Annotated in this window: 14 protein-coding genes; 5 read left to right on the forward strand and 9 right to left on the reverse strand. The window is 59.7% G+C overall.

What is annotated here, in order from left to right:
• Positions 1 to 66 precede the first annotated feature (66 nt).
• Together PSH91_RS20990 and PSH91_RS20995 are read right to left on the reverse strand one after the other, a co-directional pair.
• Positions 67 to 444, reverse strand: a complete 378-nt coding sequence (locus PSH91_RS20990) for a ribbon-helix-helix domain-containing protein (protein ID WP_076383692.1) — start codon at positions 442 to 444, stop codon at positions 67 to 69.
• A 206-nt stretch (positions 445 to 650) separates the two neighbouring features.
• A complete protein-coding gene (locus PSH91_RS20995) occupies positions 651 to 1,124 on the reverse strand; it encodes a Dps family protein (protein WP_047227073.1) in 474 nt (157 codons plus the stop codon).
• A gap of 374 nt (positions 1,125 to 1,498) precedes the next feature.
• Between PSH91_RS20995 and PSH91_RS21000 the strand changes: the two genes are divergently transcribed.
• Positions 1,499 to 2,104 (forward strand): cold-shock protein, encoded by a 606-nt coding sequence (locus PSH91_RS21000; RefSeq protein ID WP_047227074.1) that lies wholly within the window; start codon positions 1,499 to 1,501, stop codon positions 2,102 to 2,104.
• 70 nt (positions 2,105 to 2,174) lie between these two features.
• Here PSH91_RS21000 and PSH91_RS21005 read toward each other — a convergent pair whose 3' ends face one another.
• Both PSH91_RS21005 and PSH91_RS21010 read right to left on the reverse strand, forming a co-directional pair.
• Positions 2,175 to 2,381 (reverse strand): SlyX family protein, encoded by a 207-nt coding sequence (locus PSH91_RS21005; RefSeq protein WP_047227075.1) that lies wholly within the window; start codon positions 2,379 to 2,381, stop codon positions 2,175 to 2,177.
• Positions 2,382 to 2,385: 4 nt separating this feature from the next.
• Positions 2,386 to 2,811 (reverse strand): HIT domain-containing protein, encoded by a 426-nt coding sequence (locus PSH91_RS21010; RefSeq protein WP_076383691.1) that lies wholly within the window; start codon positions 2,809 to 2,811, stop codon positions 2,386 to 2,388.
• A gap of 856 nt (positions 2,812 to 3,667) precedes the next feature.
• Between PSH91_RS21010 and PSH91_RS21015 the strand changes: the two genes are divergently transcribed.
• Entirely contained in the window at positions 3,668 to 4,924 is a 1,257-nt protein-coding gene (locus tag PSH91_RS21015) for an OprD family porin (RefSeq protein ID WP_305466652.1), read from the forward strand.
• 151 nt (positions 4,925 to 5,075) lie between these two features.
• Here the strand turns inward: PSH91_RS21015 and PSH91_RS21020 are convergent, their stop codons facing one another.
• On the reverse strand, positions 5,076 to 5,918 hold the full coding sequence (locus tag PSH91_RS21020; protein WP_047227078.1) for a mechanosensitive ion channel family protein: 843 nt from the start codon (positions 5,916 to 5,918) through the stop codon (positions 5,076 to 5,078).
• A 96-nt stretch (positions 5,919 to 6,014) separates the two neighbouring features.
• Positions 6,015 to 6,500, reverse strand: a complete 486-nt coding sequence (locus PSH91_RS21025; protein ID WP_003205057.1) for a YajQ family cyclic di-GMP-binding protein — start codon at positions 6,498 to 6,500, stop codon at positions 6,015 to 6,017.
• 142 nt (positions 6,501 to 6,642) lie between these two features.
• On the opposite strand from PSH91_RS21025, the gene PSH91_RS21030 reads away from it, so the two are divergent.
• The 3 genes from PSH91_RS21030 to PSH91_RS21040 are packed head-to-tail and all read left to right on the forward strand — an operon-like array spanning position 6,643 to position 10,227.
• The gene (locus tag PSH91_RS21030) at positions 6,643 to 7,560 is read left to right on the forward strand and encodes a putative 2-dehydropantoate 2-reductase (protein ID WP_305466655.1); all 918 of its coding nucleotides are present in this window, start codon (positions 6,643 to 6,645) and stop codon (positions 7,558 to 7,560) included.
• Positions 7,561 to 7,606: 46 nt separating this feature from the next.
• A complete protein-coding gene (locus tag PSH91_RS21035; protein WP_047227080.1) occupies positions 7,607 to 9,643 on the forward strand; it encodes a HAMP domain-containing sensor histidine kinase in 2,037 nt (678 codons plus the stop codon).
• Positions 9,644 to 9,645: 2 nt separating this feature from the next.
• Positions 9,646 to 10,227 carry a cob(I)yrinic acid a,c-diamide adenosyltransferase gene (locus PSH91_RS21040; RefSeq protein WP_107321972.1) on the forward strand — a complete coding sequence of 194 codons (582 nt, stop codon included), beginning with the start codon at positions 9,646 to 9,648 and terminating at the stop codon, positions 10,225 to 10,227.
• Between the two features lie 136 nt (positions 10,228 to 10,363).
• On the opposite strand, the gene PSH91_RS21045 is transcribed toward PSH91_RS21040, so the two are convergent.
• The 3 genes from PSH91_RS21045 to argJ all read right to left on the reverse strand — a co-directional run bounded on the left by PSH91_RS21045 (position 10,364) and on the right by argJ (position 13,315).
• Complete coding sequence (locus PSH91_RS21045; RefSeq protein WP_305466658.1) at positions 10,364 to 11,308, reverse strand: Nudix family hydrolase; 945 nt, start codon at positions 11,306 to 11,308, stop codon at positions 10,364 to 10,366.
• On the reverse strand, positions 11,305 to 11,937 hold the full coding sequence (locus PSH91_RS21050; protein ID WP_305466659.1) for a glutathione S-transferase family protein: 633 nt from the start codon (positions 11,935 to 11,937) through the stop codon (positions 11,305 to 11,307). Before PSH91_RS21050 ends, PSH91_RS21045 begins: the two co-directional genes overlap by 4 nt.
• Before the next feature lie 160 nt (positions 11,938 to 12,097).
• Entirely contained in the window at positions 12,098 to 13,315 is a 1,218-nt protein-coding gene (gene argJ / locus PSH91_RS21055; protein ID WP_047227084.1) for a bifunctional glutamate N-acetyltransferase/amino-acid acetyltransferase ArgJ, read from the reverse strand.
• Positions 13,316 to 13,409 lie beyond the last annotated feature (94 nt).

Raw genomic sequence — 13,409 nt, forward strand, 5'->3', positions numbered from 1 at the left:
CGGGATTATATCCATTAAATGCGGCCTGTGCAGCCGTAAGACGGCACAGGCCGTTACCGGTCGGTCTCAGCCACTGACAGGCGCCACGCATTCATCACGCCAATGACGCCCCACGACCTCCGTCCCTGCCTCCTTCAAACTGTGCACCACGCAAACCACGCGCACTAAACCGCTGAAGTTGCGTACCCCGCCATGGCGCAGGTGCACCTCCCGGTCCACATGGGACAGCAGAGTACTGATGGAACAGCTGTTGAGCTGGGCCATGTCACCGAGAATATCCCAATAGACCTGCTCGAGCCGAAGACAGGTGGCGAACCCGTTCAGGCGGATCGATCGGGACAGGGGCCGGGCCAGCTGCATGTCGAACCCCCGGACGAACGGGTCGATGGTAATGGGCTGAAAGCGCCCATGCACACCCTCCCCAGGTTCCTTTCCTTGAATCATACCGTTGACACTCCTTTGCCATACGAACCTCTCAATTGGAACAACCAATCTGTGGCTCTATGGAAGCTCAACGGCATCGCCAGATCCAGATGACTTTATGACCATCGGCGTAGGACAAGCCAGCAGCAGGCAGGCGACGAATTACGACGTCCTACACAAAGAGCCAGCGATAATGCCAGCCCCTCCGTCATCGCCCGGCCCGGCGCTTACCGATCTTCCAGCAGCGAGCGCAACATCCATGCGGTTTTTTCATGGACCTGCATGCGCTGGGTCAGCAGATCGGTGGTCGGTTCGTCACTGACCTTGTCCGATAAAGGAAGGATGCTACGGGCCGTACGCGTCACGGCTTCCTGACCCTCGACCAACTGGCGGATCATGTCTTCGGCGCCAGGCACGCCTTCTTCTTCCTTGATAGAAGACAAGCGTGCATACACGGCGTAAGCGCCCGGCGCAGGAAAGCCGAGGGCACGAATGCGTTCGGCAATCAGGTCCACCGCCAGCGCCAGTTCGTTGTATTGCTCCTCGAACATCAGGTGCAGGGTGCGAAACATCGGCCCCGTGACGTTCCAGTGAAAATTATGGGTCTTGAGGTACAGAACGTAAGTGTCCGACAGCAGCCGTGAAAGCCCCTCGACGATGGATTTGCGATCTTCTTCACTGATCCCGATATCAATGGCCATGTTGGTTGATCTCCTGCGGTGATGAATTCGACAGCGGCCCTTGCACTCTAGCCGGTGTTACCGCCGCCAGCCTGCGACAAATCGCCAGCCCTCCTGAACCGACAAGCCGCAACACCGGAGGGTTCCGACGAGGCGGGAGATTTCACGCCCTTGCCTGACACCTTGCGCCGACGAACAGCGCGGTCCGCCCCCCGTAACGGGTTTGAGAAGGTCGAGGCTTTGCTGTTAAATAGGCAGTGTGTCGCTACGCCTATTTTTCCGGGCATGGCGCATAGGCTGATTCGGGAATGTGTCCAACGCCTCTCTATTGTTCCGAAGCGAACCGCCCCGATCAGCTCTTCCTTGTGATCCGTCTTAACCGTGAGTCAATCAAAATGTTGAAAATCGTCCACTTGCTAATGGGCGCAGCTGCCCTGCTGCTGTCCTTCATCCCTAGCCTGGGTTCCGAAGCCACGCCTTACCTGCAACATCCCGATGCGCTTTACCTAGCCTTTTTCGGCCTGCTCAACCTGACCCTTGCACCTGTTATCCCCTACTGGAACAAAGGCCCACGTCATCAACTGCAAAACCTGGTCAGCGCCTTGCTGGTGTTGGCCGTTGCCCTGCAAACCCTGACCCTGCTGGCACCCATGCCGCAAATCGCCGGTCAACCGGCCGTGCTGTTCAGCCTGGCCGCATCACTGCTCGCCGTGGCATTGCACCTGGCTGTCAGCTTCTACAAGAAGTCGTCACCGGCCGCCGCACCGCAAAACTACGACATGTCCAACCGCGATACCGGCACCGTGAAGTGGTTCAACACTTCCAAGGGGTTCGGTTTCATCTCCCGCGACTCCGGCGATGACATCTTTGTGCATTTCCGAGCCATTCGTGGTGAAGGCCACCGCGTTCTGGTCGAAGGCCAGCGCGTGGAGTTCTCCGTGATGAACCGCGACAAGGGCCTGCAGGCCGAAGATGTGATCGCCGCGCTACCGCGCCGCTGATCCCAAGCGTAAAAAAACCGCGATGCAGCCAGGCTGCTCGCGGTTTTTTATTGCCTGTCGTTCCGGTCGGTCAGTAGTGAGGCGGAGGCGCTTCTTCTTCGAAGGTTTCAAATTGCCCGGCCATCTCTTCCTGGCGCTTGAGCAACGCGGCCATTTGCAGCTGCAGACGCTCGACCACTCGTTGCTGCTCCACCAGCACGTCATTTAATGCCTGGATGGTGTCATCCTGAAACGCCAGGCGGCTTTCCAGATCCGTTACACGCTCTTCAAGGTTCATGGTTTCAGCCCTCCAGAAACTTGAAATCATCGGTCAGGGCCGCTCGCAATCGGTCGCGAATGACCTTCACCTGTTCAGCAGTATACGACCTGGCCGGGTGTTTGCCCCAGACCGGCGCTGGCCAGGCCGCGTCATCACGCTTGCGCACGATGACGTGCATGTGCAACTGACTGACGACGTTACCCAAGGTTGCAACGTTCAGCTTGTCAGCATTGAAGGAGTCCTTGAGGGTTTCGGCCAGGGCCGTGGTTTCCTTCCACAGCTGCCGCTGGTCGGCGTCATCCAATTGAAACAATTCGCTGATATTTTCCCGTCGCGGCACGAGGATGAACCACGGGTAATTGGAGTCGTTGGACAAGAGCAACCGGCACAGCGGGAAGTCACCCATGACTAACGTGTCTTGTTGCAGTTGTGGATCTAAAGCAAACACCGCGCGCACTCCTCGCTGGTTATCGTTTTTTGCCCGACTCAGCGGGCCTGAGGGGGACATAGAGCCGCAGCATACCCTTGAACGTCGAAGGGTTCACTGCGTACTGTCATGACCCTGTCCGATGCTTTTTTTCCAGTACGCGCACCAACTCAGCGCGGCCGGTAACACATAGGCCTGAGACGGGCGCTGCGAGCACTGCCTCTTGCACTGAGCCTGTAAAATTTTCGTACAAGGTAGAGATTTTTTGCACCAAAACAGCACAACGCGTCTACGCTCAGTGCACGAAGCATCCGTGATCTACTCACTGAGAGGGTGAACCGGTAACGTTTTTGGTTGTCTCGCAGCGTTTAGCGGTTCTAAACACGAGAGCGCCACAGCAGTCAACCTCATTTAAAACAAGGCCTTTGGAGCCCGGTTTCATGAGGTTTCACCATACAAAAATGGAGAATGTGAAAAAAACGTGAACAAAATCCGGGTTTGAGCATGCTTGTTGCATTCATCCCCATATCGCCTGCAGGGCATCGCCGGAAGCGAAAACCTGCTGGCCTATAAATAAAGTGGCAAGGTTGCCCACAGGGAGCTTCAAGCGCAGTAACAAAGGACTCTTTACACCGACGCCGGAAAAAAAGAAGCAACTTCGAGTTGTGAGTCCGATTGCGCCGGAACAGCCCAAATACGACATGGATCGAGCCATTGGCGACAGGGTCGTAAAGAAGCTGAAAGATTGGATGGGCAAGTATCGCCAATGAATGTCGTCGTGATATAAGTTCGCGCCGACACAAAAAGAAAGAGCCGCCCAGATAAAAAAACAGGTGGGACGGCAAGACTCTTCTAAAAACCAAAGGAGCAAATCACGATGCGCGTGATGAAGTGGAGCATGATCGCACTGGCTGTTTCGGCCAGTACCTCGCAGTTCGCAATGGCCTCTTCCCAGGAAGAATCCAAGGGCTTTTTCGAAGATCAGAGCCTGAACGTTCTGAGCCGTATGCTGTACATGAACCGCGACTTCAAGAACGAGCCAAGCACTCGTCAAAGTTATCGTGAAGAAGCCGGCCTTGGCGTTCGCGCCATCTACGAGTCGGGCTTTACCCAAGGTACCGTTGGTGTAGGCGCTGACGCCTTCGCATTCGGCTCCGCCCGTTTCGACGGTGGTACTGGTCGCGCCGGTAACGGCCTGTTCGCTCAGGACAGTGATGGCAACCTGGAAGAAACACAATCGAAGATTGGCGGCGCGGTTAAGTTCCGTCTGTCCGACACCGTTCTGAAATACGGCAACCAGTTCACTACCAGCCCGGTTTTCTCTACTGACGACAGCCGTCTGCTGCCAGAAGTTGCTACCGGTACGCTGATCACCAGTAAAGAAATCAAAGGCTTGGAGCTGAGCGCAGGTCATTTCAACGCCATGAGCTCGCAAACTGGCATGGGTGATGACGGCCTTGGCCTGAAATCCGCTGACATTGCCGGTGCAACCTACCAGTTCACCGACAATTTCGTAGCCGGCGTAGCGGCTTCCGACGTCGAAGATCACTACAAAAAGAAATACCTGAACCTGAACTACACGTTGCCGATCAACGAAGATCAGTCGCTGAACTTCGACTTCAACGGTTATGACAGCAAAGACCAAGGCCAGAAGATCAGCGGCGACGTTGACAACCGCATCTGGTCCCTTGCAGCAGCCTATGCCATCGGCGCCCACAAGTTCACCCTGGCTCACCAGCGCTCCACCGGTGACACCGGCTATGTGTATGGCGTTGACGGTGGCGGTACTATCTTCCTCGCCAACTCCATCCAGTACTCCGACTTCAACGGTCAGGACGAGCGTTCCTGGCAGGCGCGCTACGACCTGAACATGAAAACTTACGGTGTTCCTGGCCTGAGCTTCATGACCCGTTATGTCACCGGCGACAACATTTCCACCGCTGATGGCGAAGCAAAAGAGCACGAATGGGACTTCGAAACCAAGTACGTTATGCAAAGCGGTCCAGCTAAAGACCTGTCGTTCCGTGTTCGTAGCGCGTTCTACCGCACCAACTCCTCTTATACCACTGCCAGTGGCAACCGAGACAACAACGACTTCCGCTTCATCGTCGAATACCCTCTGAGCATCTTGTAATTCAGCGGTCATTCGATAGTTACACCGGCAACAAATAAAAAACCGCTCACCTGATCCAGGTGAGCGGTTTTTTTGTGCCCATTACAAGTCAACTTGAAAGCAACTTCGTAATTAGCAAGCTAACTAACAATCAGCTCATGCATTCAAAGCGTTACTGCGCAGCCCCTTCGTGGACCATACGAATAACCCGCTGCGGAAACGGAATATCAATTCCCGCGTCCTTCAAACGATCCCGGGCCTGTTCATTGAACATGAACATCACGCTCCAGTAATCGGCCGTTTTGACCCATACCCGCAACGACACCGTGATCGAACTGTCGCCCAAGGTGGAAATCACCGCTTCCGGCGCTGGATCGGCCAGTACACGCTCGTCCTTGGCCAGCTCCAACAACACTTCGCGAGCCTTTTGCAGGTCGGCCTGGTAATCCACGCCTACATCGAACACGACTTTGCGGGTCGGCTGGCGATTGGTGTTGGTGATGATGCCGTTCGACAGGTTGCCGTTGGGCACGATGACAGTTTTGTTGTCACCGGTGCGAATCACGGTGTGAAAGATCTGGATGCTGTCGACCGTACCGGCCACGCCTTGAGCTTCGATCCAGTCACCGATGCGGAACGGGCGGAACAACAGAATCAACACACCACCGGCGAAGTTCGCCAGGCTGCCCTGCAATGCCAAGCCGATCGCCAGGCCTGCCGCACCGATAGCCGCGATGAACGAGGTGGTCTCAATGCCGATCATCGACGCCACGCTGACGATCAGCAGGATCTTGAGGATGATGTTCGCCAGGTTGCTGATGAACCCTTGCAGCGCCAGGTCGGCATTGCGCAGTGCCAACAGCCCGCCGAGTTTGCGGGTTACCTTGTTGATCAGCCACCAGCCAATGGCCAGCGTCACCACCGCCAGCAGCACCCGGCTGCCATACTCCATGATCATGGGGATCCAGGCCTCGGACGCCTTGATCAAGTTGTCCACTTCAGCGTTCAAGTCCATCTACCTCTCCTTCTATTGCCATAACCACGAAAGACCGGGCGAAGCATTGTGAAAGAGCGTTTGCCCGCTCCCCACAATGCCTCTGTGCACTGGGTATCAGTCGCGGAAGTTATTGAACTGCAAAGGCATGCCGAATTCCTTGCCCCGCAGCGCCGCGATGGCTTCCTGCAAGTCATCACGCTTTTTGCCGGTGACGCGCACTTGCTCGCCCTGGATGGCGGCTTGCACCTTGAGCTTGGCGTCCTTGATATGAGCAACGATTTTCTTCGCCAGTTCCTTGTCGATGCCTTCCTTGAGCACGGCTTCCTGCTTCATCAGCTTGCCCGAGGCATAGGCGTCCTTGACCTCAAGGCACTGAACGTCGATCTTGCGCTTGACCAGGGCCAGCTTGAGGATCTCGATCATTGCCTCAAGCTGGAAGTCGGCCTCGGCGGTCAGGTTGACGGTCAGGTCCTTCTCCTTGAACTCGAAACTGCCCTTGCCCTTGAGGTCATAACGACGGTCGAGTTCCTTGACGGCGTTTTCAACGGCGTTGGTGACTTCGTGTTTGTCCAGTTCGGATACCACGTCGAATGACGGCATGTAGTGTTCTCCAATAAAAAAGACGCGCCCGTGACAAAGGCGCGTGCTTGGCTTGTGGTTAAAATCTGGCTCATTATAACGGGTCTTTTCCTGTCGACACTGCGAGCCCCCAGATGCCTGCGCCAAACCGAGTAAAAAACTGATGCCTACTACCTGGCATGTCCTGGGGGCCGGCAGCCTCGGTACGTTGTGGGCGACGCGCCTGGCCCGGGCTGGTTTGCCGATGCGGCTGGTACTGCGCAATGAACAACGCTTGCAGGCCTATCGGGCCGCCGGTGGTCTGACGCTGGTGGAACAGGGTCAGGCCCGGCAATACCCGGTACCCGGGCAAACAGCCGACGCCCCCGAGCCGATCAAACGCCTGCTCCTGGCCTGCAAAGCCTATGACGCCGAAGCGGCCGTGGCTTCTGTGGCTCACCGCCTGAGCGCCGACGCGGAACTGATCCTGCTACAGAACGGCCTCGGCAGTCAGGACGCAGTCGCCAATCGTGTTCCCCAGGCCCGTTGCATCAGTGCCTCCAGTACCGAAGGGGCATTCCGCGACGGTGACTGGCGCGTGGTGTTTGCCGGCCACGGCTACACCTGGCTGGGTGACCCCGCGCACCCGGTGGCACCGATCTGGCTGGACGACCTCACCGCCGCCGCCATCCCCCACGAATGGACGGCTGACATCCTCACCCGGCTCTGGCGCAAACTGGCGCTCAACTGTGCCATCAACCCTCTGACCGTCCTGCACCACTGCAAGAACGGCGGCCTGCAGGCGCATCACTGCGAAGTGGCGACCCTCTGCGCGGAACTCACGGATCTGCTGGAACGCTGCGGCCAGCCCATGGCGGCCGAAGACTTGCAGCCGGAAGTCGAACGGGTCATACAGGCCACCGCCGCCAACTACTCCTCGATGTACCAGGACGTCGCCAATGGCCGCCGCACCGAAATCAGCTATCTGCTTGGCCACGCTTGCAAGGTTGCCGAGCGCCACCGGTTACCGGTGCCACACCTGGAACAATTGCGGCAGCGACTGATTACCCACTTGAACAACCTCGGATTGCCCGGCGACTGAGCAGCGGCTACGCTGGCCCTCGTGTTCCTTTTAAACGAAGAGTCCAATGCCATTGCGCCAGCGCCTTGAAAACCTCCCGGTCGGCCAGAAACTGCTGGCCGCCCTGCTGGTGTTGTTGACCACCGTCCTGCTGGTGGCCAACCTGACCTTTATCAGCGCCGCCTATTACATTTCCCAGGAAAGCATGGCGCCCCAGGCCCTGCAGACCATCGGTCGGCTGGTGGCCAACCCGAGCCTGATCGCCGATGCCCTGCAGTCGCCCCAGACCGCCCAGCGCCTGCTGGATGAACTCAACAGCTACGCGCCGTTGCGGGCCGCTGCGTTGTATGACGGCGAGGGCGCACGCCTGGCGCAACTGCAACAGGGCGAAAAGCTCAAGCTGCCGGACCATTACCGCCATATGCAGGCGTGGCAAGCCAGTGAGTTTCGCAGCAATCAGGTCATCACCCTGCCCCGCCCGGGGACGGCGCCGGGTCATCTGTTGCTGGTGGCCAGCAGCGAACTGCCGACGGCGTTCTACACCGGCACCCTGACCGCCAGCCTCGGCATCCTGATCTTCAGCGTGTTGCTCTGGCTGGTCATTGCCCAGCAGATCAAACGCCTGATCACCCAGCCGATTCATCAGCTCGAGGAACTGTCGCGCCAAGTCACCCGCGAGGAGAACTATTCCCTGCGCGCCGCCCGCGGCAACCACGACGAAATCGGCAGCCTGGCCGAGGCGTTCAACACCATGCTCTCGCGGATCGAAGCCCGGGAGCAGCAACTCAAGCGCGCGCGTGACGACTCCCAGGCCGCCTACGACCAGGCCCAGGGCCTGGCGGAAGAAACCCGTCACACCAATCGCAAACTGGAGCTGGAAGTCCAGGTGCGCAGCAAGATCGAGAAAAAGCTCACCGGTTTCCAGAACTACCTCAACAGCATTATCGACTCCATGCCCTCGGCCCTGATCGCCCTCGACGAACAGCTCTACGTCACCCAATGGAACCAGGAAGCCAGCGCCCTCTCCGGCACACGCCTGGACGAGGCGCTGAACCAGCCGATCTTCCTCGCCTTCGAACCGCTCAAGCCTTACCTGCCGCAGCTCAAGCAAACGGTCGAACAGCACACGGTAGCGAAGATCGAACGCGTCACCTGGACCAAGGACGACGAGGCCCGGCACTACGCCCTCACTTTCTATCCACTGATGGGCGGCGCCGGACGCGGCGTGGTGATCCGCATCGATGACATCACCCAACGCCTGTCGCTGGAAGAAATGATGGTGCAATCAGAAAAGATGCTCTCGGTCGGCGGTCTTGCGGCGGGCATGGCCCATGAAATCAACAACCCGCTGGGAGCCATCCTGCACAACGTGCAAAACATCCGCCGACGCCTGTCGCCGGAGCTGCCGAAGAACATCGAACAGGCCGAACAACTGAATATCGAACTGCAAAGGGTGAACCTTTACCTGCAAAGCCGGGAAATCCCGCAGTTGCTCGACGGCATCCAGCAGGCCGGCGCCCGGGCGGCGAAAATCGTCACCCACATGCTCAGCTTCAGCCGGCGCAGCACCCGGCAGATGGCCCCCTGCGACCTGCCGGCACTGATCGACCAGGCGGTGGAGATCGCCGGCAACGACTTCGACCTGGCAATCGGTTTCGATTTCAAGGGCCAGGCGATCATCCGGCAGTTCGACCCCAACCTGGGCCCGGTGCCCGGCACCGCCAACGAGCTGGAGCAGGTGCTGCTCAACCTGCTGAAAAACGCCGCCCAGGCGATCCATCAACGCCAGGACGACAGCGAACCCGGGCGCATTATCCTGCGCACGCGGCTGAACCCACCGTGGGCAGAGATCCAGGTGGAGGACAACGGCATCGGCATGAGCGAGAACGTACGCAAACGCACCTTCGAGCCGTTCTTCACCACCAAGGAAATCGGCCAAGGGACCGGGCTGGGGCTGTCGGTGTCGTATTTCATCATCACCAATAATCACAAGGGCCAGATGGAAGTGCAGTCGGCGCCGGGCCAGGGCACCTGCTTCACCTTGCGCCTGCCATTGACCGGCACCTCAATGGTGCCGCAGGAACACAAACAACTGGAGCGCTGAACATGGGTTTTCGCCTGTCGAAGATTTACACCCGCACCGGCGACAAAGGTGAGACCGGGTTGGGGGATGGTCGCCGTGTAGCCAAGGACCATCCACGGGTCGAGGCCATTGGCGAGGTGGACACACTCAACAGTCAGTTGGGATTGTTGCTCGCCAGCCTCACGGTAGAGGCAGTTGAATATCCGGCGCTACAGGAGCTGATCGAGGTCTTGGCGCCTTGTCAGCATCGGCTGTTCGACCTGGGCGGTGAACTGGCGATGCCGGCTTATCAGGCCTTGAACATGCTGGAAGTCGAGCGCCTGGAAGCAGCCATCGATGCATGGAACGAAGAAGTGGGACCGTTGGAGAACTTCATCCTGCCCGGTGGCTCGACACTGATCGCCCAGGCCCACGTCTGCCGCAGCCTGGCCCGTAGCGCCGAACGCCGTTGTCAGCAGTTGAACGCCGTGGAGCCACTGGCCGGGCCGGGGCTGGCGTATATCAATCGGTTGTCGGATCTGTTATTCGTCGCGGCGCGGGTCATTGCCCGGCGGCAAGGGGTGGCTGAGGTGTTGTGGGTGGCGGCTGCCAAGCCCGAGAGTTGATGACCTGCATGATCGTTCCCCACGCTCTGCGTGGGAACGCAGCCCGGGACGCTCCGCGTCCCTCCAGAGCCGAACGCGGAGCGTCCGTTGAGGCGTTCCCACGCAGAGCGTGGGAACGATCAGTCATCCCAACCAATCAAGGCCCAGGCCAAAACGCCCGAATCCCCGCCACACCCTGCGCCCCAGCGGCCCAGGCTTGCTGCCGCTCGTCCGGCCCCACCCCGCCCAACAGATACACCGGCCTGTTGAAGCCCTCGATCAACCGCGAAGCCTCTTCCCACCCCAGCGGTTGGGCCTCGGGATGGGTCTGGGTCGGTTGCACCGGCGAGAGCGTCACGAAGTCCACGTCCATCTGCTGCGCCAGGGACAGCTCCTCGGCGTTGTGGCAGGACGCCGCCAACCAACGGTCTTTGCCGAAAGGACGACCGGCCGCAGCATGCTTGCGCAATTGCGCGGCGGTAATGTGCCAGCCGGCGGACGGGAAATCCCCCAGCCATTCGAAAGGCCCCTTGAGCATCAACTGGGCCTTGCCGGCGCACAAACCTGCCGCATCCACCGCCAGATCGCGGTACTTCGGGTCGTAGCCATTGGGCGCGCGCAGCTGGACCAGTTTGATCCCGCCGGCGATAGCCTTTTGCATGCCGCGCAGCAACTGCGGCGTTTCGAGGCCTTCAGGGGTGATCAAATATTCGCCGGGCAAACGAGCCGCCGCGATGATCGGCTGGTTGGCCGCCGGGAACTCATGGTTCAAAAGCTCCCGGGACGTGACCCAGGCCAACGGCTGCCCTTCGGCACCGTGGGGCTCGCCGGTGAACGCCGAGACTTCCCAGACATCCAGCAACACCTGTTTATCCGGGTAATCGTGACGCACCTTGATCAACGGCCGGGCGGCGGCGACGACAATGCCCAGCTCCTCATGAAGTTCGCGGGCCAGGGCGGTTTCGACGGACTCATCCGCCTCAACCTTGCCACCGGGAAACTCCCAAAGGCCACCCTGGTGCTGGGTGTCGGCCCGTCGGGCGATCAGGATTTTGCCGGCAGCGTCACGAATGACCGCCGCCGCTACATGGACTCGTTTCACCGCGCTGTTTCCTCCAGGCCGGCCTGTTGCCACGCCTTGAACGCCGGCCATTGATAGATAGTTTCGACATAGGCCGCATCGACCTCGGGCAACGCCACCTGATAGGTGCGCAAGCGCACGGCCACCGGCGCGAAGAACACATCGGCCAGGCTCAAGCGGCCAAACAGGTAGGGCCCGGCTTCAGTAGCCGCCGCACGGCATTCGGCCCACAGTGCCAGCATCCGCTGGATTTCCGCTTGAACTTCCGCCGGCATGGGCACTAGCGGCGCATCGCGCAGCAGGTCAAACGGCATGTGGCTGCGGATAGCAAAAAAACCGCTGTGCATTTGTGCACAGGCCGAACGTGCCTGAGCCCGGGCCGCGACGTCCCTGGGCCAGAGGCCCGCATCGGGAAACTGTTCAGCCAGGTATTCGGCAATCGCCAGGGAGTCGGCGATCACACCGAATTCGGTCTTGAGCAACGGGACTTTGGCGGTGGCTGAATACTTGAGCAGTTTCTCACGGGTGTCCGGTTGGTCGAGCCTGACCAGCTCTTCGGCGTACTTTGCGCCGGTCAACGCCAGGGCCAGCGCACCGCGCAAGGACCAGGAGGAAAGGTGTTTGTCGCCGATGATCAGGTGCAGGCTCAAGTCTGGAATCCTTTCTTGGGGTGTTGTGGAGGCTGTACTGGCGCCATCGCGAGCAAGCTCGCTCCCACAATGGATCGGTGGTGTGAACACGTCCAGGTCACCCAACCAATCCCTGTGGGAGCGAGCCTGCTCGCGATGGCAGCAACTCGGTCCCGAACTGTTAAGTCCGATATTCCGCGTTAATCTTCACATACTCGTGGGACAGGTCAGTCGTCCAGATCGTTTCGCTGCAATCACCACGTCCCAGCTCGATACGAATGGTGATTTCTTCCTGCTGCATCACCGCCGCGCCCTGGGCTTCGGTGTAGGTGGCGGCGCGTGCGCCCTGGCTGGCGATGCAGACTTCACCGAGGAACACGTCGATCTTGCTCACGTCCAGGTCCGGCACACCGGCACGGCCGACGGCGGCGAGGATCCGGCCCCAGTTCGGGTCGGAGGCGAACAGCGCGGTCTTGATCAGCGGCGAATGCGCCACGGTGTAGCCAACATCCAGGCATTCCTGATGGTTGCCGCCACCGTTGACTTGCACGGTCACGAACTTGGTCGCGCCTTCGCCGTCACGGACGATGGCCTGGGCCACTTCCATGCAGACTTCGAATACCGCCTGCTTCAGGGCGGCAAACAGCGCACCGCTGGCTTCGGTAATTTCCGGCAGGTCGGCCTTGCCGGTGGCGATCAGCATGCAGCAGTCGTTGGTGGAGGTGTCGCCGTCGATGGTGATGCGGTTGAACGACTTGTTGGCGCCGTCGAGCATCAGGTCTTGCAGCACCTGCCGGGAGACTTTGGCGTCAGTGGCGATGTAGCCAAGCATGGTCGCCATGTTCGGGCGGATCATGCCGGCGCCTTTGCTGATGCCGGTGACGGTCACGGTCACGCCATCGTGCTGGAATTGACGACTGGCCCCTTTGGGCAGCGTGTCGGTGGTCATGATGCCGGTGGCGGCAGCGGCCCAGTTGTTTTCCGACAGGTCATCCAGAGCGGCCTGCAACGCGCCTTCGATCTTCTCGACCGGCAGCGGTTCGCCGATCACCCCGGTGGAGTACGGCAGCACCTGGCTGGCGTCGACGCCGGTCAGTTCGGCCAGCTTGGCGCAGGTGCGTTCGGCGGCGGCCAGGCCTGGCGCGCCGGTGCCGGCGTTGGCGTTACCGGTGTTGGTCAGCAGGTAACGCACCGGCCCCTGCACGCGTTGCTTGGCCAGGATGACCGGCGCGGCGCAAAAGGCGTTGAGGGTGAACACGCCGGCAACCGTCGAGCCTTCGGCGCAACGCATGACCACGACATCCTTGCGCCCTGGGCGCTTGATGCCCGCCGAGGCGATACCGAGTTCAAAACCGGCAACCGGGTGCAACGTTGGCAACGGACCAAGACCAACAGCCATGAATGCGCTCCTAAATAGATAAATCGACACCGCCTAATCGAGACGGCGAATCAAAATGGCAAAACGCCGCGACGGCTGAAAGCCGGTCGCGGCG

Origin of the sequence: Pseudomonas sp. FP1154 (genome assembly GCF_030687245.1) — a bacterium.
Taxonomy (GTDB): Bacteria; Pseudomonadota; Gammaproteobacteria; order Pseudomonadales; family Pseudomonadaceae; genus Aquipseudomonas; species Aquipseudomonas rhizophila.